We start from the raw sequence: 22,378 nt of genomic DNA on the forward strand, positions 1-22,378 counted from the left end.
ACTCGCAACTCGCGCTTCGTCTTCAACCCACTTCCCTTGCCTCAAGCGAAACGCTCGGGCCGGAAGGTCGACAGCATGGGATGTTCGGCACCTGCCGCAACCTCGAATGCAAGCAATTCGCCCACTATCAGGCCGAGCGTTGCACCGCTATGGCTAAAGGCCACGTAGTAGCCGGGAATGGCTTTGAGAGCACCAATGACCGGTTCGCCATCCCCCGGAATTGGCTTGCCGCCAAACCCGATGGAAACCACTTCGAGCTGCGGCCTGCCCTCCATTACCTTGGATGCCTCCGCCAGAAGTTCGGCAACGACGCCATCGTCGACCTCATAGCTGCCGTCTTCCCGCATTTTCACGCCCTCGTCGGCCGCCCAGTCTGCATCCACCGAAAACGTACCGCCCGGCGCGGGACGAATAGCGACACGAGGTGTATTGAGCACTGCGCGCAAGGGATGAGCAAGCGGCTTCGTCTGCACGAGAAGGGCGGCCGGGGTACTGTCGCCGATGATCTGCCCGCTTTCGGCAGCCATCTTCGGCACCGCTGGACCGGTCGCGAGGACGACGGCATCCGCCTTATGAATTTGACCCTTTTCGGTTTGGGCGCCGACGGCACGACCGCTTTCGATGACCACTCTCGCCTTACCCTGATCCGTTATCAGGACACCGCCGAGCGCGGAAAACTCCTCTAGGAGCACGCCGATCAGCGCCGGCAGATCGACCCAGCCTTCGCCAGGATTGAAGATCGCGCCCTGCGGGGTAATCGCACGCGCATCGACGCCCGGCGTGACGCCCGCCACCTCTCCGGCAGCCAGATGCTGAGCATCATAACCCAGCGAAACCTCATGGCGATAGGCTGCGGCGATCTCGTTGCCCGCATCGTCGGCATCCCAGGTGAGACCGCCGTCAAAACGCAGCCAGTCGGTATCGGGGTATTGGGCAAACAGCGTGCGGTAGCGGTCGATGCCGGCCATGCGCAGGCGGTGATACGGCTCGGAACGCATGCGCGCCGAGTTCAGCCACGAGAGCGAGCGGCCCGAAGCACCGTTGGCAGCCGGGCCATCGTTGAGAATGGTCACCCGGATGCCGCGCCTGGCAAGCTGGACGCCGGTCGAAACGCCGAAAATTCCAGCGCCGATGATAACGGCCGAGGAGATGGTATTGTCTGTCATGGTCAGTCTTTCAATCGGTTTGTCGTGTTTCATCAGAAGTGGCAGGGATTGAACTGTTCAGGGCTCTTCCCAGCGACCGCTTTCGGCAGAGCGGAAGAGTGCATCGATCACCTTCATGTTGCCGATCGCGTCCTTAAGCCCCGTCACAAGCGGCGTGCCGGAGAGCACGGCTTCGCAGAAGGCATCGGCCTGTTCGCGGTATTGGTCGACAGGTTCGATCGCGATTTCGATGCGCCCGCCCCCGTCAAGATCGCGCCCGTCATCGAGAACGAGCCGGGTTGGCAGATCGGCAGGTGCATTGAACGGAACAGGGATTTCCAGGCGGCCGCGGGTTCCTAGCACTGTAACCCTCTGCGTCAGCGCCAGTTGGGTGGAGCAGGTAAAGGCGAGCTGGCGACCGCCGGGAAAGGCAAGCAGGCCGCTGGCCAGCCTGTCGGTACCGAAGGTCGGATCCCGTTCCATCAGAGCAATCGCCCGCAGCGGTTCGGCATCGAAGAGGTAGCGGGCCGTGTTGATGGCATAGCAGCCGACATCGAACAGGCCGCCCCCGCCGATACCGGCTTGGTTGCGAACGTTTCGGGGATCATCGAGATAGTAGGAGAAGATCGTCTGGATGGCGCTCACCTCGCCTAGCCGGCCTTCGCCAATCAGTGCCCTCGCCCTTTTCCATTGAGCGTGGTGGCGCACCATGAAGGCTTCCGCAACCGGCAGTGCGGCGGCGTTCTGCGCTGCTAGCAGCGTCTTGGCTTCCGCCGCATTGAGCGCGATCGGCTTTTCACAAAGCACCGGCTTGCCCTGTTCGAGTGCCTTGATTGTCAGAGGCACATGCAGGTGATTGGGCAGGGGATTGTAGATCGCATCGATCTCGGGGTCGGCCAGCAGCTCCTCATAGGAGCCATAGGCCTTGGCGATTCCGAAACGTTCGGCCATTTGCCGCGCCTTGTCGCCATCCCGGGAGGCGATGGCCGTAACTCGGCCGAGTCGGCTGGACTGAATCGCCGGGATGACCGCCTTAGCGGCGATGCCGGCGCAGCCCAATACACCCCATCGGATCTTTGGTGTCATCGTCATTCTCTTGTCTCCTTCAGAGCACTTCCGCCAGGAAGCGCTGAAGCCTCGGGCTCTGCGGGTTGTCAAAGATGGCCTCGGGCGTACCGGTTTCCACAACGCGTCCTTCGTCCATGAAGACGACTTGGTCAGCGACGCGGCGGGCAAAGCCCATTTCATGGGTGACGACGACCATGGTCATGCCTCGCCTGCCAAGATCTGCCATGAGGTTCAGGACGCCCTTGACCAGTTCCGGATCGAGCGCGCTGGTCACCTCGTCAAAGAGAATGACTTCCGGTTCCATGGCGAGCGCTCGGGCGATTGCGACGCGCTGCTGCTGACCGCCGGAGAGCCCGCTGGGCAGATGATGCTGACGGCTCTCAAGGCCGACATCGGCAAGCCGTGCCTTGGCGATCCGCTCGGCTTCCGCCTTCGGCATCCCCTTGATCTTCGTCAGCGACAGCATGACATTTTCAAGGGCCGAATGATCCGGGAAGAGGTTGAAGTGCTGGAACACCATGCCGACCCGCCTGCGCAGCGTTTCCGGCTTCATGGTCGAAGTGCTCTCGCCGTCGATGAAGATGTCACCGGACTTCGGTTCCACCAGCCGGTTCAAGCCGCGCAGTAATGTCGATTTTCCAGAGCCGGACGGACCGATGATGCAGGTGACGCTGCCTGGCTTTACCGACAAGTCGACCCCCTTGAGCACGTCCAGGTCGCCGTAGGCCATGCCCAGATTTCGCACATCAAGACTGCCGCCCTTGAACGCGACCTCGGAAGTACCCGCAGCGCCATCCAGTTCGCCAACCTCCTCCAGCCCGCTTGTAGCGACGGCCGGACGCTGCTTGCCGAGCCGCAAGCGGGCGTCGATGGCGTTGACCACATGAGTGAGCGGCACTGTGATCACCAGATAGAAGATACCGGCCAATAACAGCGGCGAAAGATTACCGGTCACGACGGCCTGGTCCTGCCCCACGCGAAAGATCTCACGCTCGGACGCAAGCAGGCCAAGAAAATAGACAAGACTCGAGTCTTTCACGTTCCCGATGAACTGGTTGACGAGGGCGGGCAGCACGCGACGCACGCCCTGCGGCACGACGATCAGCCGCATTCCCTGCCCATAACTCATCGAAAGCGCCCGGCAGGCCTCCATCTGGCCGCGATCGACACTCTGGATCCCTGAGCGGAAGATCTCACCGATATAGGCACCGGCGATCAGGCTGAGCGCTAGGATACCGAGCGGATAAGGGGACGGACCGAACAATTCGCGGCCGATGCGCGCAAAGCCCTGTCCAATCAGCAGAATGGTCAAGATGGCAGGCAGACCGCGAAAAATGTCTGTGTAAAGACGAGCGGGTATACGCAGCCAAGCGGAACGCGAGATCCCCATAATGGCGAGCATCATGCCGATGACGACACCGAGCACCGTCGATGCGGCCGCCAGGATCAATGTATTTTTCAGACCAACCGTAATCATGGTCGGCAGGACTTCGGCCATCGCGTTCCAGTCGAGGAAACTGCGGCGCAGATTTTCAAGCCAGTTCATCAAGGGGTTCCTTGCAAGAAAAGCCGGTCCGACCGAAAGGATCAGACCGGCAAGGTGGCCTCAGGGCTTGGGAAGATACGAATCCGGCATCGGCGTGCCGGGGAACCACTTTTCGTGCAGCGTTTTCCAGGTGCCGTCCTGCATGGCGTCGTGCAGTGCCTTGTTCAGCGCTTCGCGCAGTGCGTCATTGCCCTTGCGGATAACGAAGCCGGCCGGCGCATCGAAGCTGGGAATATTGATTGCCACCTTGAGATCGGGATAACGGGCGGAATAATCCTTGGCTGCCTCGTAATCGAGGAAGTGGGCTTCGATTGTGCCATTGTTCAGCCCGGAGACGGCGGAGTTATTGTCCGGGAATTTCACCAAATCGGCACCGGTGAAATTCTTCTCGGCATAAATTTCCTGCAGCGTGCCCTGCACGACGCCGAGCCGCTTGCCGTTCAGTCCGGCCGCATCAGCAATGCCTGCATCCGGCGTCAGCACGGTGAGGAAGCCCGCAAGATAGCCGTCAGAGAAATCTACGGTTTCCTTGCGCTTGTCCGTCGTGCCTATGGCAGCAGCCGCAATGTCGAAGCGACCATTGGCGACCGAGGGCATCAGCGCGGAGAATTCCTGGCCGGTAAAGACGACCTGATCCTTCTTGAAGCCGAGACGTTCGGCCACATTGAGAAAGAGTTCAATGTCGAAGCCGGTGAAGGTGCCGTCAGCGGTCGTGAAGGCATAGGGCTTGGCGTCCCCCATCGTGCCGACGCTGATGACGGCGGGGTCGATGAGGCCGAGCGGATCGTCCTGGGCAAGCGTCGGGGTTACGGCACCGGCCAGTACGCCGAAGACAAGCGCGACGGCGGTCGCACGCGTCCTGGCAAAGGGGGCATTGAAGGCTTCAAAAAAATGCATTGGTTTCGTCTCCTCTGGTGATCTTGTCTGCGAGGTCTTCAGGGCGCACGGGTCCCATCCGGAAGGCGGCAGGTTCCGCCCGCCCGGCCCGTGCAGTTCGCATGTTGGCACTTGTTCTTCTCGTCTTTGATACCGGTCTCAAAATAAATGAGACCGGTCTCTTTGACTTTTTGCAATTGTTATAGACGCATTTGCCAATCGTCAATATCTCTTGTAAGGCTACCGCTCATGGAGCAGAGCCCGCCCCGAAATACGTCCGTCACAGTGGCCGATGTCGCACGCATGGCGGGCGTCTCGAAGGCGACGGCGGCCCGTGTGCTCGGCGGATACGGAACCGTCAGCGAACGGGTGCGCGAAGCCGTGACCGCTGCCGCCCGCGCCCTCAACTACCGACCGAACGAACTGGCCCGCAGCATGACCACGGGACGCTCGGGCACGATCGGCGTGGTAGTGGGCGACATCGAGAACCCTTTCTTCAGCCTCGCGGTCCGGGGGATTACCGACATTGCCAGGCAGGCGGGTTTTACCGTGATCCTGACCAATTCCGGCGAGAACGCGGAGACGGAAAAGGCTGCAATCCGCACGCTGCTCGCTAAGCGCGTGGACGGCCTCATCGTCTCGCCGGCCAGTGAGAGCGATATCGACCATCTGAGGGAAGCAACACGCTCCGGCCTGCCGATGGTGCTGCTGGATCGCGGAAGCGAGGCACTCGACGTCGATACCGTCATCGCCGATGACCGACACGCCGCCGAGACCGTCACACGCAAGCTGATTGCGCTCGGCCACCGCCGCATCGCCTACATTACCGCCTGCGACACACCGGATCATTGCTTCCGAATGGTGCAGGACATCAACACCGGCTCGGTGCGGCGCCGCATCGAGGGATATCTGAGCGTCTGCGCGGAGGCTGGTCTGACCGGCATGGAGAAATGGGTGCGGGTCGGCGCTGTGAAGTCGGAACAGACACACAGCATCGTCGCCGAACTATTCCGCTCACCGGAGCGTCCGACGGCGATCATAGCATCAGACAGCATGATTGCGCTTGAAATATTCAAGGTTCACCGTCAGTTGGGTCTCAGTATTCCAGGCGATGTCTCTCTTGTGTCATTCCATGATGCAGATTGGACGTCCGTCACCACGCCAACCGTTACCGTCGTGCGCCAACCTGTTTACGACCTCGGGACGACAGCGGCCAAATTGCTGGTCGAACGGCTGAATGGCGCAGCTCCGGCGGCGAGAAAAGTCGTGCTGAAGAGCGAAATTGTCGAACGCGCCTCCACGCGAGAAGCTTACGGAGACTGCTAACGGAGTTGCGGTGATGAGTGCGATCCCACTGGTGGGCCGGTTGATCAAGCCCGATGGACGGATCCGATGAAAGCCTTGGCCCCGGCAGTCAAGATTTCAAAGGGGAACTCACGGACTTCGCCGTCGTCACCCACTCTTCGCGCCATGTCTTTCGACCCAGACAACGGTACTCGCTCCGGGCGTATCAGGATGTGGTCTACGGGATGCAGCCGCGGCTCTGTCGCGGCGTGCACTAGAAACGCAATTTTTCCATTGCCAAAACAAACAGGTGAGGGCCAAGGTTGCTCTTGGCGTTAAATCATCGCAGTCTCTGTGGGCCGAAGGCGCACCAGCTGCAGGCGGCATTTCTAGTGAGCGTAAGGCAGCAAAGCCAAATGCTGCTACGACCAATCTGTGATCACGGGAGGCGGCCTAGAAGGCCGGTAATTTGATGGGTTTCGCGGATCACATCAAAGAAATCGAGCGAGTTGGACGAGGGAGCAACACTGGTCGCGACGCCATTGTCGTAGAATCCTGGCGTCGCTGCCTGCAAACTTATCAGCTAGATCCTGCGCAGGCGCGCGAGGCGGTCATCGTCTCTCAGAATCGGCTGCGCGAACACCGCCAGCAGGCGGAAGACCTCGTGCATATCGCCCGCTCCGGCCTGGAGCGGCTCTACCGGCAGGTTGCCGAGCAGAATTACGTGCTGCTGCTGTCGGACCGCCAAGGCGTCACCGTGGAGTTTCTGGGCGACCCATCATTCAACAACAATCTGCGCAAGGCGGGGCTCTATCTCGGCTCCGAATGGTCTGAGCCGCGCGCCGGCACCTGCGCGGTGGGTGCCTGCATCGCCACGGGGGAGGCGCTGACCATCCATCAGACCGATCACTTCGACATTACCCACACGCCCCTGTCGTGCACCGCCGCACCCATATACGATACTGAAGGCTCTCTGGCCGCGGTTCTCGACATCTCGCTTCTAAGCTCACCCATCCTCAAGAAGAGCCAGAACATGGCGCGCCATCTCGTCTCGTCGACTGTGCGGCGGATCGAACTCGCCAACCTGATGGCCAACAGCCGCCATGATCTGGTGCTGCGCTTTGCCGGCGCGCCGGAGTTCCTCGACGTCGATCCGGAAGCTGCGATCTCCGTCGATGGCGCGGGCCGTATCACCGGCATGACCCATGGCGGCGCCCGGCTACTGGCCGCATCTTGCGGGCTCGACTGGCGCTCGCCCGAGGTTTTAATAGGGCAGCCGGTCACCGACTTCTTCCAGGCAGGGCTCGACGAACTTGCTTCGCTCACCCGCGCCAGCCTGCCGCAGGACCGCCGGATTGCGGTGCGTGACGGCTCGCTGCTCTTTGCCCACGCCATCGAGCCGCAACAGCGCACGGTGAGCGTACCACTTGCCCGCGTTTCCGGCCGAACACCGGCAATCAGCCGGCTCGGCGGCAACGTCCCCGCGATCGACACGCTCCAGCGCAAGGTGACCAAGCTTGCTCCCAGCCGGCTTCCGATCCTGCTGCGGGGTGAAACCGGAACCGGCAAGGAGTATCTTGCTCGCATCATCCACGAGGTGAGCGGGCTTTCCGGACGCTTCGTTGCAGTCAACTGCGCCGCGATCCCGGAACAACTGATCGAGAGCGAACTCTTCGGCTATGCCCCGGGCGCCTTTACCGGAGCCCTCGCCAAGGGCCGAAAGGGGTTGATCGAGGAGGCCGAGGGCGGAACGCTATTCCTCGACGAGATCGGCGACATGCCCTATGCGGCGCAGAGCCGGTTGTTGAGGGTCCTGGCCGAAGGCGAGGTTCTGCCCGTCGGCGGATCGGTCGCGCGCAAGGTCGACTTCCGGGTCGTCTCTGCATCGCACCGTGCGCTGGCCGACATGGTCGCGGCCGGCAGGTTCCGCGAAGACCTCTATTATAGGCTGAACGCTGCCGTCCTGTCGCTGCCGCCGCTCTGCGAGCGCGAGGACCTGCCCTGGCTCCTCGAACGGCTGCTGGAAAAGCACGGGTCGCAGGGCCGGCCCCTCATCCTGTCGACCGCGGTCCGGACGCTGCTGCTAGACCACCGCTGGCCCGGCAATATCCGCGAGCTCGACAATGCCATCGCCTTTGCAGCGGCGCTTTGCGACGACGGCGTGATCGAAGTCACCGACCTGCCGGATCAGTTGACCCGATCGGCGCCGGTCATCGAGGAACATGGCCAGGAAGCGGAACTGAGGGCCATCCTCATGAGTTCCAAGGGCAATGTCTCCGAAGCGGCCCGCCGCCTTGGCATCGACCGCACGACCCTTCATCGCCGGATGCGGAGGTTCGGCATCGGCCGTCCGCACTGAACGGTCCGCTGCGGCATCCGCCACAGCTGTTGCGCCACACCTGTTGCACCCCTCATCGGCGCCGGCTCCGAAAGCGCTGCGTTTCCAGCCTTTGCGACGCCAGACGCGGCTGGCACAGGGGTTGCTCTCCTTGATGGCATCAAAAGCAGCCTTAAGGAGGAAACATGCGCGCCCTCAGATTCCATGCCGCAAAAGACTTGCGGCTCGAAGACATTCCCGAGCCGAAGAAGCCGGGACCGGGCCAGGTTCTCGTTCGTAACCGCTTCGTCGGCATCTGCGGAACCGATCTTCACGAATACAGCTACGGCCCGATCTTCATCCCGACCGAGCCGCATCCGTTTACCGGTGCTCACGGCCCGCAGGTGCTGGGCCATGAATTCGGCGGCGTCGTCGAAGCCGTTGGCGAAGGCGCGACCTCGGTTGCCGTCGGCGACCGCGTCTCGATCCAGCCGCTCGTCATGCCGCGTTCCGGCGACTATTTCGCCGACCGTGGCCTCTTCCACCTGAGCACGCAGCTGGCGCTGGTAGGCTTGAGCTGGGACGGCGGCGGGATGGCCGAAGCGGCTCTCGTGAACGAATACAACGTCCAGAAGATACCGGACGAGATGACCGATGAAGAGGCCGCCCTGGTCGAGCCGACGGCCGTTGCCGTCTATGCCTGCGACCGCGGGGGCGTGACCGCCGGCAACAGCGTTCTCGTCACCGGCGCCGGCCCGATCGGCATGCTGACGCTGCTCGCCGCCCGGGCGGCCGGTGCGACGAAGCTGTTCGTCTCAGACCTCAACGACGCACGGCTCGAACTTGCCAAGAAGGTGCTGCCCGACGTCATCACCATCAACCCGAAGCGCGACAAGGTCGGCGATGTCGTACGCGCCCAGACCGAGGGCCAGGTCGGCTGCGACGTCGCGATCGAATGCGTGGGCAACGAGCATGCGCTGAAAACCTGCGTCGATGCCGTGCGCAAGCAGGGCGTCGTCGTGCAGACCGGTCTGCATCCGCATGAAAACCCGATCGACTGGTTCCAGGTCACCTTCCGCGATCTCGAGGTCAAGGGCTCCTGGGCCTATCCGACCCATTACTGGCCGCGCGTCATCAGCCTGATCGCCTCCGGCCTCCTGCCGGCGACCAAGATCGTCACCAAGCGCATCACGCTCGACACGGCGGTCAAGGAAGGCTTCGACGCCCTGCTCGACCCGGCCGGCACTCATCTGAAGATCCTGATCGATCTCTCGAAATAAGCAGCCAGACCAAGGCCCAAGGGGAGAGGAGCCCCGACGGCGGCGGCCTGGACGCTTTGACGGAACGCCCGGCGAGGGCGTTCCCCCGACCACACCCGAGCATTCATGGAGGAGAAGACATGCTTGATATCAACCCTGGAACCAAGATCGATACGGCGCTTGCAAAGCTCGAAAGGGCGCTTGCGAGCGGCGACATCGACGCCGCCGTCAACCTGTTTCAGGCCGATTGCTACTGGCGCGATCTGGTGACATTCACCTGGAACCTGAAGACGCTGGAAGGCCATGAGCAGATCCGCGACATGCTCACCAGCCAACTCGCCGCCGCAAAACCCTCGAACTTCATGCAGGACACCAAGGAGACCGCTTCGGAGGCCGGCGGCGTCACCGACGGCTGGTTCGAATTCGAAACCGGCGTCGCCCGCGGCTATGGCCATATCCGCCTGAAGGACGGCCTGATCTGGACGCTTCTGACCACCATGACGGAACTGAAAGGGCATGAGGAGCCAAAGGGTTTCCGACGCCCGATGGGCGCCGAGCACGGTCATGACCGTAACCGCAAGACTTGGAAAGAGAAGCGGGAAACCGAGGCGGCCGAACTCGGCTATACCACCCAGCCCTATGTGGTGATCATCGGCGGCGGCCAGGGCGGCATCGCGCTCGGGGCGCGTCTTCGGCAGCTCGGCGTGCCGACCATCATCATCGAAAAGAACGAACGGCCCGGCGACAGCTGGCGCAAGCGCTACAAGTCGCTCTGCCTGCACGACCCGGTCTGGTACGACCACCTGCCCTACATCCCCTTCCCGGAAAACTGGCCGGTGTTCACGCCGAAGGACAAGGTCGGCGACTGGCTTGAAATGTACACCCGCGTCATGGAGCTGAACTATTGGGGCTCGACCACGGCACAGTCTGCGCAATACGATGAGACGACCGGCGAATGGACGGTGGTGGTCGAGCGCGACGGCAAGGAAGTGGTGCTTAAACCTAAGCAGCTGGTGCTGGCGACCGGCATGTCGGGCAAGGCCAATGTTCCGAAATTCGAAGGTCAGGACATCTTCAAGGGCGAACAGCAGCATTCCTCCCAGCATCCGGGACCGGATGCCTATGCCGGCAAGAAGGTTGTCGTCATCGGGTCCAACAATTCCGCCCATGACATCTGCGCGGCGCTCTGGGAAGCGGGCGCCGACGTCACCATGCTGCAGCGCTCGTCTACACACATCGTCAAGTCGGACTCGCTGATGGAGATCGGGCTTGGCGATCTCTACTCCGAACGGGCGGTTCAGGGCGGCATGACGACGCGCAAGGCGGATCTGATCTTCGCCTCCCTGCCCTACCGGATCATGCACGAGTTCCAGATCCCGATTTACGACAAGATTCGTGAAAAGGACGCGGACTTCTATGCGGCCCTCGAAACGGCCGGTTTCATGCTGGACTTCGGTGACGACGGGTCGGGCCTGTTCATGAAGTACCTGCGGCGCGGGTCGGGCTATTATATCGATGTGGGGGCATGCGATCTCGTCATCGATGGTTCAATCAAGCTGAAGTCGGGCGTCGACGTCTCGCACCTGACGGAGGACGCCGTCGTGCTGGAGGATGGCACGGAACTACCGGCGGACCTTGTCGTCTACGCGACCGGCTACGGCTCGATGAATGGCTGGGCCGCCGATCTCATCTCGCGTGAAGTCGCCGACAAGGTTGGCAAGTGCTGGGGCCTCGGCTCGAACACCACCAAGGATCCGGGTCCCTGGGAGGGTGAGCAGCGCAACATGTGGAAGCCGACGCAACAGGACGCACTGTGGTTCCATGGCGGCAACCTGCACCAGTCGCGCCACTATTCGCAGTATCTGTCGCTGCAACTGAAGGCGCGTCAGGCCGGGATCGACACGCCCGTCTACGGCCTCACCAAGCCGCATCACCTGTCGTAAAGCAAAAAGGGCGCCCGATCCACCGGCGCCCCCGCATCTTCCCGCAACCCTCGTCGTCTTGAAAGTTGATGTTCTGGCCGGATGGAGTTGTTGCCGTGGCCCTTCTCTGTGCGATAGCGGTCGTCTACGCCTTGAAAGGAGTCGAACCTGCGACCCATAGGGGAACTTTCCCGCTGGATTGAATTCGCTATGTTTTCAGCACTTTTCGGGACTCAAAACGCGGGTTGCTAAATGTTCTGCAACGGTCTTCACTTGACCGAAGGCGGGCCGCTTGTCATACATGGGATGGCCCTACACGCGGGCCGGTGTGCCCGCCACGCAAAGCTATGTCAGCGTTTCATCTCTGAATTGTCACACTGTGCCTACAGGCACGGTCTGGCCATTAGCGGGCACATGGTCGGATCAATTCAGGAACTGAATATGACCGAAGCAGCAGAAATTAGCCACCTCAAGCTTCTTGCAAAACGTCACGCCCGGGCCAGCAGGGTGGCGCTACATGAAGCGCTGAACTTCATTGCCATACACCTCGGCTTTTCAAATTGGACACAACTGGTCACCGCCAACAAGAGTGGGTGGGTACCAAGCCCTGAACAGGTGGTGAGCATCGAAGCGATGGTGGCGTGTCACGTTTCACCGGCGGATTTCAAGACTGGAAGTGCCGACGCCAGCACGCGGCGTTGGGAGTATCTTGAACAAGCAGAACAAAGCCAGATAAGGGGTCATGCCTATCGCCTGCAACTGGGCCTGGATGACGTCATCATCGCAGGAGACGGTTGGAGCATCACGGTTCCAGAGAATCCGAGTGCGCGCGCCACGGTGCGGACGAGTGCTGAAGCAGACGACCAGTCCCCTGTATTCGATCCGGACTTCCTCGAAGAAGCACTGAGCCTGGCCAATCATCGGATGGCGCAAGTCCGCGGGAAAATCTCGACCGATTGGCCAAGGAGGTCGACAAAGCCCGATGGAAAGGGTCGATCTCGCCACCCACTGTGGGATCGCGACTCCGACACCTGGTTTTGCTTGCACTGCAATGGGAAGATCACGGGCGATCAGATCGCACAAAATCTGTGGCATTGCCCCGCATGCGGCGCTTCCCCAGTCGACATTTTCGACACTGCGTTCTGGTGCGAAGATGAAGGCAAGTCGCTCCCGCCGATCGGCGCTAAAGCGAAATCGGACACTCGCAAACCTGAATTCCACGTGGTCGACGACCGTCCAAAACTTGAGTTGAACGAACGTAACATCGTTCTTCTCATGAGAAGCGCACTCTTAGATGACGCGACGAGCATAAGCGAACGACTGGGGGCGCTCTTGGCCGAAATCACCGTCGATGAAGACAACGACGTGGCCTGCTGCCGGTTTTTCGGACACCGAGTTAGGCTAATCCCACTTTGTTTTCAAATTCCATAGGGCTGAGGTAGCCCAGTGTCGAATGGCGACGCTTTGGATTGTAGAAGCGCTCGATGTAATCGAACACGTCCGCCTTTGCATCGTCCCTGGTCCTGTAGACCTTGCGAGCTGTCCTTTCCGTTTTGAGTGATGAGAAGAAGCTTTCCATCGCGGCATTGTCCCAGACATTGCCGGATCGGCTCATCGAGCATGTGATGCCGTGGTCGGCCATGAGACGCTGGAACTGCTCGCTTGTGTATTGGCTACCCTGGTCCGAATGGTGGAGGAGCGCATCTGGCTTGCCTCTGCGCCAGATGGCCATGATCAACGCATCTGTAACGAGCTGGGCTGTCATATTGGTGCTCATCGACCAGCCAACAACACGTCGCGAGAACAGGTCGATGACGACGGCCACATAGAGCCAGCCCTCAGCCGTCCATAGATAGGTAAAATCGGCCACCCACTTCTGGTTCGGTCTTGCTGCCGCGAACTGTCGGTCTAGCACATTCGGCATGATGACAGGGCGCTCACCGTCGTCTTTCGGCAAGCCACGCCGTCTCGGCCTTGCTCTCAATGCATTTTCCCGCATGAGACGCTCGACGCGATGCAGGCCACAGGAGAGGCCTTCGGCGAGGAGGTCGTGCCAGACACGCCGCGCGCCATAGGTGCGGTCGCTATCCTTGAAGCTGTCCTTGATCTTGTCGAGCAGAGCCTCGTCATACCGGGCATGCTGGCTCGGAGACCGGTTTAACCAGGCATGAAAGCCGGAACGCGATACACCCAGCGCTTCGCAGAGCCATGCCACCGGCCAGATCGAACGGTGCTTTGCAATGAACGCGAACTTCATATCACGTCCTTCGCAAAGTAGGCGGCGGCCTTTTTTAAGATGTCACGCTCCGCCTTCAGCTTGGCCACTTCTTTCCGAAGCCTCTCGATCTCAAGCTGCTCAGGCTTCATCTGTCCCTGACCAGGAAACGCCTGTGCTGGGTCCGAACCATATTCCCTGACCCACTTGCGCAGGACATTCTCATGAACATCCAGATCGCGGGATGCCTGCGCAACGCCGACCCCACGCTCTCGAACCAATCTCACCGCCTCAAGCTTGTACTCGCGGCTGAACTTCCTTCGTTGCATTAATGCACTCCAGTTTCATTGGAAGCACCTTAACTCGGTGTCCAAGAAACCGGCAGCAGGCCAACGTTTGGATCTCGCTGGAAGAGGATTTGTGGCCGGATCATAAGGAGCCAACTCAGGCGATCAAGGTTGCAGCACAGCTCGGTATCGAAATTGAATTGGAGACCATGTGGTCGAAGATACCTTTTCATTGGCCAGCCTTGGGTGAGCAGACCTCAAGCACCACCGAATACCTGCAGATGTTGCTCGACGCGTATGCGCAGTACCCCATCCCTTCGAATAGCGACGCGTGATCGTTTCGGGCCAACCTCCTCGATTGGATCGATCGAGAAGGTTGGTCGCCTTCTTCAGAAGATCAGTTCGCCTTCGCTGGAGAGACGAAGGCAGGCTCACTCCCATGCCCCGCAATTCCCGAAAATCCGGAGTGGGGCGTGGATGCTACCGTTGTAGGATGCCCATCCAATCTTGCCGCCGCTGTACGGCAACTACCTTTAGTGGTGGATCAGCCGTTCAGAAAGGAGAACAAAGAGTAGACAGACATTAATCACTGTAGGATAGGTTACCGACGCAAAGCGGCCCAAAAGTGGTCCGAGTCGGGAGCCAGACGTGAAGCTTGTATCTCACCGCGATCCTACTGATACGCCCATTCTCCGCAAAGAGAGGGGAGCCTTCTTCACACCTGCGGCGATCACGCGTTTCATTGCCAGTTGGGCGCTTCGCGCACCCGGCGATCGGGTGCTCGAACCGGCTGCTGGCGATGCTGCGTTCCTAGTATCTGCGGTCGAGCGCCTCCGCGAACTCGCCCCCCATAGCAAGTCTTTGCCCCTCGTCCATGGCGTAGAAATACATGCCCATAGCGCAAACGTGGCGCGCCAGCGGGTCGCTGATGTCGGGGGCACTGCCAACATTCAGCTTTCGGACTTCTTCGCCGTTAACCCCAACCGATCTTTCAATGCGGTGATCGGGAATCCACCCTTCATCAGGTATCAGGATTTCACCGGAGAGGCGCGAGCCCGTGCTCGCGAGGTCGCCATTCGTGAAGGGGTGTCCCTCACCGGGCTCGCGTCGAGTTGGGCAGCCTTCACTGTGCACTCGACTTCCTTCCTTCAGCCTGGCGGTCGCTTAGGTTTCGTTCTCCCCGCTGAATTGCTTTCGGTGAACTATGCCGCCCCGGTTCGCAAATTCCTGTTCAGTCGGTTCAGGGACGTCCAGCTTGTGCTGTTTGACGAGCAAGTTTTCCCTGAAGCCGAAGCAGATGTAGTGCTTCTTCTTGCCGATGGATATCTTGAGGGTCCTACCTCCCACGCAACTATTCGTCAGACAAAGAACGCTGAGACCCTTGCCAAACTCGGTCCCGGCCAAAGTTGGACACCAGCCGACCCCGCTGCCAAATGGACCAGCAGTCTCGTCGATGCTGCTGTCGTCCATCAGCTGCGGTCTCTAATGGAAGAGGGCCTCTTCTCGAATTTGGAGACCTGGGGCGATACAACGCTCGGGATGGTGACCGGGAACAATAGGTACTTTACCCTTTCTCCTGAGCGCGTCTCCGAACTTAAGCTGGGTCCAGAAGAGCTTCTTAGCGTGTCCCCGCCCGGGAGCTCTCATCTGAGAGGTCTCTCCCTTTCAAACGCAGACCTCGAAAAGCTAGGACAAAGCGGAAGTGCCATTCACCTCTTCTATCCCAGCGACCCTCCGTCGCCGGCAGCTGCTGCGTACATTGCTGATGGGCATCGGACCGGGGTGGACACTGCCTATAAGTGTCGGGTTCGCAAAACGTGGTATCGCGTGCCCCTCATTGCTCCGGCTGACCTTTTTCTCACCTGCATGAATGCAGATACGCCCCGCATCACCGAGAATGCCGCCAATGCTCATCACCTCAACTCTGTCCACGGCGTCTATCTCAATGAGAGATATAGACACCTTGGCAAGCAACTGCTTCCGTTGGCCAGCCTAAACTCCGTGACGTTGCTGCACGCCGAAATGGTTGGCCGCGCTTATGGAGGCGGGATCCTCAAGATCGAGCCGAGGGAGGCGGACATATGGGCGATGCCTTCGCCTACTTTGGTCGCCTCTCGTGCCGAGAGGCTCCGCGAGGTCAAACGCAGCGTTGCAAAACTCCTTGACAAGGGAAGGCTGCTCGATGCGGTGCAAATCGTTGACCAGGTGCTTTTCGCCGACGTTGATATCACCGCGCCCCAGTTGGAAGCTGTCCGAAATGCACGTGCAGAACTGGCGAACCGCCGCACTGTGAGGTCAGCAAGTGGCCGCTAAACCTAGTTCGAAAACCGAAGCCTGGGAAATCTTCGATCACATCGTTGAAGCCGCCGCTCCCGGCGGAGAACACACCAACCCTTGGGTTTTGGGATCGGACGGCCAGCCGCAGTTCCGTCCAGACTACGAAACCCTCGCGCTGCTGCTCGGTGTCCCTCTCCACCTGAAAGTCGGGACGCAAACGGGTGTGCCCGCGCTGGCCTTGGATGTCTGGCTCAGTTACGAACTTCGCAGAGCCGGATTCGGGACGGACCAGGTTTGGCCGAGGCCTTCAAATCCGCGCGTTCTTCCCGCCCCTGTGGCCGCCTTTGTCAAATCACTCCCCTCGTCAATTCGAGCCAAGGCTCAATCGCATCTGACATCGAACACGTCGATTCCGAGCGTCACGTCGTCCTCGGCGTCAATTCTGGGCAAAAACTATCTGAAGCAAGTTGATGTCATCATCACCGACTGGGTAACGGGCCCGGAATTGCTGATATCGACGAAGCGAATGGACTCGTCGTACGGAAAGAATGCGCCTAACCGCATAGAAGAATCGTACGGCGACGCCAAGAACCTTCGCCTGCGCCATCCGCTTGCGGCTTTGGGTTTCTTGTTCGGGCTCCGCTCAGACATCCTGGAAAAAGAACCTAAGACCGCAGAGTGGCTGTTCGACCTTCTGTCCAAGCTGGGCCGGGAGGACGATGCGTATCACGCTACCTGTCTGGTGCTGATGGACTATTCCAGCGATCAGGCACCGGTAGAGGCCGACAAGGAAGAGCCCAGCCCCGGCATACTGGAGCCGGGGCCACAGCCGATAAGTGATGCGACCGAGGATGAGGCTGTAGAACTTCCGGAAAGCACGATCGAGAGCATAGTTAAGGCCTTGCCCAAGGTATCAATCCTGGAGGAGAGAACCCCTGATGATCTCTCCCCCGCGCGCTTTCTAACCTCGTTGATCAATCGTGTTCTTGCCGCTACGCCGGTAAATATGCACGAAGAAGCGAGGAAGCGCCGCGCTTCGGTTCGACTGACTAAGTGAAGGCTTTGCGCCGGTTTTATGCAAGCTATCCTGCACCTATCTGTTCGGCTGCAGTTGAAAGGAATCGAACCTGAGACACCCTTTTTTGGCTGCGAAACCGCTATATCCCGGCACGCACGCCGACCGGCCAAAACAGTTAGCGATCCTTGGGATGCTTCAATCCCAACAAAATTTTTTCGATATCAACACTGATGTGATGAATTGCTGTTACTTAGCGGTTAGGTTGCTTAAAAACTGCTTCGCGTTCTATTTCTTACCGGACGTCAACATATGGCACTCGCGCCAAGCGCATCCAATATAACTATTCGGCAGACCCTTGATGTCCTGGATGGCCCGTTCCGAACTGTGGCAACCGGGGTTGCCGAAGATCGCTACGCATTCTGGCTTGGTTCGGGTATCTCGTTTGGTAAAGTCGACGGCTTGAAGAAGATCATCCCCCGGGTCATTGAGTTTCTACGGCAAAGAATTGACCGCACGAACGCCAATTGTGCTTTTGCGACGGCGTTGAATCGGGCTCTGGCGCTTGCCGGCCTCTCCGACGATGAATGGGGCAGGGTGAACACCGAGCTTGAGTTTGCAGCTTGGCCGGATCAAGCCGCCATTGTCGGGCGGCTGACTAATAATTATTCGCGTTTGCTCGAGATCACCGTCGCGGGCCAGCCTGAAGATTATCTGTTGTGGGAAGGCGTAGGTGTAGCTGCCACGTTTGCTAATCCCACTACAGAACCGGACGTCGAACACCTCTGTATGGCAATGCTCGTACTGGAGGGCGCCGCTTCCGACATAGCCACCGCCAATTGGGACGGGCTTGTTGAGAAGGCGATCAATGAACTCACCGGCGGCATACCGAAACTGGTAGTATGTGTGCGATCCGAGGACCTCCGCCAGCCGAAGCTTGCTGCCCAAGTGATCAAGTTCCACGGCTGCGCGATCCTCGCGGTTTCTGACGAACCACACTACCGACCGTTTCTGGTCGCGCGCTTTTCACAGATAAATCGCTGGGCGGCGGCTCCAGAAAACAGGGCTGTCATCGGCCGACTGATGGATATAGCGGTTTCCAAGCCAACCCTCATGATGGGCTTGTCAGCGCAGGACTCCAACATTCAAGCGTTCTTCGCCACTGCCGAGGCTACGATGCGATGGCCTTGGCCTGGCGATAGACCGAGTTTTGTATTTTCGGGCGATCAGGTCGGCGCCGATCAGGAAGCATTACTGCGAAACGTTTATCCTCAGGCTTACACCGCGGCGACCCGCGACCAGATCAATCAGCAATCACTGGTCAAATCCTACGCCAATCCGCTCCTCATGGCGCTTTTGTTGTCGGTGATTTGCGACAAGCTGAGCGGCATGGTCGATATGGCTGAGGGCCTATTGGACCAAGATGGTAAGAATGCCGTAAAGCTGGGCATTGTCACTCTGCGGAACCATGTCGCTGGTTTAGACAGCGGCGATCGGATTGAGTTCGTCAAATCTTTCATCGATCAGACCTCGCGCATCATGACAATGTTTCGCGATGGATCGGCAGGAACTGCACCCAGGCGGTACAATCCGATAACCAGCACGCCGCTGCACCAGATTGCTGGGGACCAGAACATCCCATCTAGCGGGTTGACCGAAGTCGCCGTCGTCGCAGGCCTGCTCGGCTTGGGCATTGAGAACGGCCTATGGTCGCTAGAAGGAATTGATTCGTCGAATCCAGCCGACGGTATCGTGCGCATCTCAACAACAGCTGCCAGTACAAAAATGGTCCTGGCCGCCAATGGGCGCGCTGCAATCCGTCTACAACAGAATGGACACATCGCCGACGACGAAGACGCGGTGCTAGTCTACAGCGCTGAGAGGCCACCAAACATGACCCGGTCGCCGCGAAGCTCCCCAGGCCGCACAGGCCACTTGGGTCTGCGCGAGGTAAGCATCTACGACTTGCTTCAGGTTACGAGTTCCGCTGATGACCTCATGCAGCACTTTCGTGAGGAGGCCGCCATATGACCACCTTCACGCCCGTCGAAGGCGTCGTGAATCTTCTAACCGCTTCTGGCTTCAGACGACTTTCCTCGCCACTCTCGATTGCCGGACTTTCCTTCGAAGTTCCCGCAGCACTGGTTGGTGAGCATCCCTCCCCCGATCTCATACTCGTTGCCGATACCGCATTCGAGGCTGATGTCCGAATTTTGCGCAAGGTGGAAGGAGTTGCTCGTGCGCTCGACGTCGCGCGCTCCAAGCGTCCTTTGACGACCATCCTTGTCGGTCCTAAGCCGAAGAGTTCTGTCCTGGATGCAATGACCAAGGTCTGCCGTGTCTTGGCAACCGGCGTGGTCGGGACTGACGAAGAAAATCCTCTGCTTCAGAATTGGTTGGCCGTGCTGCTGCCGTTGGCGCTGCCAGAGCCGAGCGATGACATTGCAGAACCATTAGAGGCGATTATTAAGCGCTCAGACGACCTCAATAAAAGCATCGTCGACTTAATCGGGTTGGGAGCGCAGGGAGCAGACGCGGTGCAGGCGGGTCTACACGAACTGCTGAAAGCATCGTTGACAGTTTCCGACGAAAATGCCCCAGAGTCGAATAAAGGAACAAACCTCGCAGGAGGGATTTTCGAATGAGCGCCGCCCGGTTGAAATCCGTGACTCTCACCGATTTCCGCAGCATTAGGGGAAGCATTTCGGTTCCACTCGATGCGCCGATAGTGTTAGTCCACGGGCACAATGGAGCTGGGAAAACAAGTTTACTGTCAGGCATTGAATTGGCATTGACTGGCTCCGTCGCGTCCCTTCAACGAGTTGATCCGGACTATGCTAGCCATTTGGTACACAAGGACGCCGAGACCGCCAAAGTGGGGATCCAGACGAACGGACTAGCCGTAAATGAATCGGACTTCACAGTGGACGCGAACGGGTTTTCGGGTGCCGCGCTCCTCCATACCGACTTGTCGCGCTTCTATAGCGAGCGCTGCTTTCTGGCGCAGTCCTCATTGGGCCGATTGCTGGAGCTTTACCAGGACTCCCCAAAACGGACAGATTCTGCGTTGACGAGATTCGTCAAAGATCTTCTCCGGCTCGATCACCTCGACTCTATTATTGATGGCCTGCACGACGCAGGAGATGTCCGTCGCCTTCGGTCCGGCGTCCCAGACTATGCTGAGACAAGGGACGCCGTGCCTCAGCTCGAAAAGGAGATAGCCCGTCTACGCAGCGAACTCGCCGCTATCGATGCTCGGATGGAGGAACTCTCCAAACTGAACAGCGAGCGCTCGTCGCGACTGGCAATCATTGATCCAGTACAGATTGGCGCCCAGCCGGTCACACCCGAATCTGAGGAGCAAGAGCTCGTCAGGTTAACCAACATCAAACGAGAGATCGAGGTCACGACAAGACAATGGCAGCAGATCTCCTACACGGATGCTTCCAAAGAGAGGGTCGCGGCTGAACCCCGAAGAGAGGCCGCTCACAAAGCACTGCTTGACTGGCAAGAGAGTGAGGGCGCCGAGCTAACGAGGCAACTCGAGCGCCTTGCTTCTGTCTTTCCGGATTTGCCAACCCCGAGTTCTAGTGGACCGCGATATGCTCACGCTGCGGCTGTCGAAGCTGTAAAGGAAGAACTCGCACGCTGCACGGCAGTTCTTACCAGTGACGCACAAGCGGAGATAAGTGAATCTGACCTCGACGGTAAGATCACGCGAGCGAGAGCCCGAATCCAAGCGCTCGAGCAACAAATCTCGGGCTTTGCAGCCGAGGCCGGTGTGTTAGCCCAGGCGCTAAGTGGCATACTACCGCATATTCACTCTGACGATTGTCCGGTCTGCGGACGGGATTACAGCGAGAAGTCCGAAACTCCTCTGCACACACACGTCTCGGCCAGAATAGCGGAACTTACTGCTGCAGCGGGTCAATTGCAGGCGCTGAGCCAAGACCGTGCAAACTCACTGGCCGCGGCTGCGAGCGCAGAAAGGCAGCTCGCTGAGGTTCGAGGCCAACGCCTCGAACCGCAAAGCCGTGATACTCTCAAGACGAGACAGGCTCTGCTGCAAGAGGCCAACCTCGCCCTTCAGCAACTCACTGACAGCGTAGAGGAAGGTGAGCGTCTGCTTGCCGCATCGTCCGCAGCATCGCGCGAACTTTCCAATCTGGCCGCTGCCGACCAGAGCGGCACTGTCCTTCGCGAATCGTTGAGCCGTTTTGCGTCAGAACTTTCCCTCGATCCGATCGGCGCGACCGACGCTGTAGAACCGGCGTTGGCGCGCTTCGCAGCTGAAGCGTCCCGCCTCATTTCGGCATACACCTCGAACCAGACGCTTCGGAGGGAAATGACCGGCAACACTCTGGAAGCGAATCGGCTTCAAGCATCTCGTGAACCCATATTGTCCGAAATCACCGCAACTCAAAACCGCATTGATGTACTTAATGCAGCCAAAGGGCGGGCCGACGCTGTAATCCAAGACGCTCGCGAACTCGCAAAGCGCGCTGGAGAGGCGCGCACAGCGATTGTTAGAAAGGTTTTCAACGGCTCGCTCAACCGGGTCTGGCGCGATCTGTTCGTCCGGTTGGCACCCGAGGAGCCATTCGTTCCTGCCTTTGCGGTACCGGAGACGAATGGAGGGCCAGTCGAGGCTATCCTCGAGACGTGGTACCGGTCGGGCGGCAAGGGGGGAAATCCGCGCGCAATGCTGAGTGCCGGTAACCTGAACACCGCAGCTCTCACACTGTTCCTTGCCCTACATCTCTCCGTAGCGCCGGATCTGCCATGGCTCGTTATCGATGACCCGGTTCAAAGCATGGACGAGGTGCACATTGCGCAGTTTGCAGCGTTGTTGCGCACCTTGGCCAAATCAAAGACTCAACGTCAGATCATCGTGGCAGTGCACGAAAAGCCTCTATTCGATTATCTCGCACTGGAATTAAGTCCAGCCTTTCAGAATGACAGGTTGATTACGATCGAGCTTAGCCGGAGCGCTGATGGCCAAACTCTGATGAATTACCAGCCACATGTTTGGCAACCAGATCAGGCTGTTGCTGCATGATCGTAATCAAGACATGTAGGCGCCGCGGCCAGCATTCATCGTCAGCCCTGTGGAGCCAATACTCTTCTGAGACCGTCTTCAACCGCGACCCTGCTAGCACGCATAACG

15 protein-coding genes are annotated in these 22,378 nt (G+C 59.4%); 10 read left to right on the plus strand and 5 right to left on the minus strand.

Annotated elements, in window-relative coordinates; all coding sequences use genetic code 11:
- Positions 1 to 41 precede the first annotated feature (41 nt).
- The 4 genes from D4A92_RS24715 to D4A92_RS24730 are packed head-to-tail and all read right to left on the minus strand — an operon-like array spanning position 42 to position 4,656.
- Positions 42 to 1,166, minus strand: coding sequence for an NAD(P)/FAD-dependent oxidoreductase (locus D4A92_RS24715; protein ID WP_203021161.1), 1,125 nt, complete (start codon positions 1,164 to 1,166; stop codon positions 42 to 44).
- Between the two features lie 57 nt (positions 1,167 to 1,223).
- On the minus strand, positions 1,224 to 2,231 hold the full coding sequence (locus D4A92_RS24720; protein WP_203021253.1) for a Gfo/Idh/MocA family protein: 1,008 nt from the start codon (positions 2,229 to 2,231) through the stop codon (positions 1,224 to 1,226).
- Between the two features lie 19 nt (positions 2,232 to 2,250).
- A complete protein-coding gene (locus D4A92_RS25275) occupies positions 2,251 to 3,759 on the minus strand; it encodes an amino acid ABC transporter permease/ATP-binding protein (RefSeq protein WP_203021163.1) in 1,509 nt (502 codons plus the stop codon).
- A 60-nt stretch (positions 3,760 to 3,819) separates the two neighbouring features.
- Entirely contained in the window at positions 3,820 to 4,656 is an 837-nt protein-coding gene (locus D4A92_RS24730) for an ABC transporter substrate-binding protein (protein ID WP_203021165.1), read from the minus strand.
- Positions 4,657 to 4,884: 228 nt separating this feature from the next.
- Between D4A92_RS24730 and D4A92_RS24735 the strand changes: the two genes are divergently transcribed.
- From D4A92_RS24735 to D4A92_RS25210, 5 genes are all read left to right on the plus strand, one after another.
- A complete protein-coding gene (locus tag D4A92_RS24735) occupies positions 4,885 to 5,961 on the plus strand; it encodes a LacI family DNA-binding transcriptional regulator (protein WP_203021167.1) in 1,077 nt (358 codons plus the stop codon).
- Positions 5,962 to 6,391: 430 nt separating this feature from the next.
- On the plus strand, positions 6,392 to 8,278 hold the full coding sequence (locus D4A92_RS24740; protein WP_203021168.1) for a sigma-54-dependent Fis family transcriptional regulator: 1,887 nt from the start codon (positions 6,392 to 6,394) through the stop codon (positions 8,276 to 8,278).
- Positions 8,279 to 8,442: 164 nt separating this feature from the next.
- Positions 8,443 to 9,516 (plus strand): 2,3-butanediol dehydrogenase, encoded by a 1,074-nt coding sequence (locus tag D4A92_RS24745; protein WP_203021170.1) that lies wholly within the window; start codon positions 8,443 to 8,445, stop codon positions 9,514 to 9,516.
- Positions 9,517 to 9,635: 119 nt separating this feature from the next.
- Entirely contained in the window at positions 9,636 to 11,438 is a 1,803-nt protein-coding gene (locus D4A92_RS24750; RefSeq protein WP_203021172.1) for an NAD(P)/FAD-dependent oxidoreductase, read from the plus strand.
- A 420-nt stretch (positions 11,439 to 11,858) separates the two neighbouring features.
- On the plus strand, positions 11,859 to 12,848 hold the full coding sequence (locus D4A92_RS25210) for a hypothetical protein (protein WP_246754185.1): 990 nt from the start codon (positions 11,859 to 11,861) through the stop codon (positions 12,846 to 12,848).
- On the opposite strand, the gene D4A92_RS24760 is transcribed toward D4A92_RS25210, so the two are convergent.
- A protein-coding gene (locus D4A92_RS24760; protein WP_203016721.1) for an IS3 family transposase occupies positions 12,814 to 13,961 on the minus strand; the annotation gives its coding sequence in 2 pieces (ribosomal slippage) (positions 12,814 to 13,715 and positions 13,715 to 13,961; 1,149 coding nt in all). The two genes, D4A92_RS25210 and D4A92_RS24760, sit on opposite strands and share 35 nt — an antisense overlap.
- A gap of 606 nt (positions 13,962 to 14,567) precedes the next feature.
- On the opposite strand from D4A92_RS24760, the gene D4A92_RS24765 reads away from it, so the two are divergent.
- From D4A92_RS24765 to D4A92_RS24785, 5 genes are all read left to right on the plus strand, one after another.
- Positions 14,568 to 16,232, plus strand: coding sequence for an HsdM family class I SAM-dependent methyltransferase (locus tag D4A92_RS24765; RefSeq protein ID WP_203021174.1), 1,665 nt, complete (start codon positions 14,568 to 14,570; stop codon positions 16,230 to 16,232).
- Complete coding sequence (locus D4A92_RS24770) at positions 16,222 to 17,253, plus strand: hypothetical protein (RefSeq protein WP_203021176.1); 1,032 nt, start codon at positions 16,222 to 16,224, stop codon at positions 17,251 to 17,253. The genes D4A92_RS24765 and D4A92_RS24770 overlap by 11 nt, the downstream gene beginning before the upstream one ends.
- A 270-nt stretch (positions 17,254 to 17,523) precedes the next feature.
- Complete coding sequence (locus D4A92_RS24775) at positions 17,524 to 19,242, plus strand: SIR2 family protein (RefSeq protein ID WP_203021178.1); 1,719 nt, start codon at positions 17,524 to 17,526, stop codon at positions 19,240 to 19,242.
- Positions 19,239 to 19,856, plus strand: a complete 618-nt coding sequence (locus D4A92_RS24780; RefSeq protein WP_203021180.1) for a hypothetical protein — start codon at positions 19,239 to 19,241, stop codon at positions 19,854 to 19,856. The genes D4A92_RS24775 and D4A92_RS24780 overlap by 4 nt, the downstream gene beginning before the upstream one ends.
- On the plus strand, positions 19,853 to 22,270 hold the full coding sequence (locus tag D4A92_RS24785; protein ID WP_203021182.1) for an AAA family ATPase: 2,418 nt from the start codon (positions 19,853 to 19,855) through the stop codon (positions 22,268 to 22,270). The genes D4A92_RS24780 and D4A92_RS24785 overlap by 4 nt, the downstream gene beginning before the upstream one ends.
- The last annotated feature ends 108 nt before the right edge of the window (positions 22,271 to 22,378 follow it).

This window comes from Rhizobium rosettiformans (assembly GCF_016806065.1).
Classification (GTDB): Bacteria; Pseudomonadota; Alphaproteobacteria; order Rhizobiales; family Rhizobiaceae; genus Allorhizobium.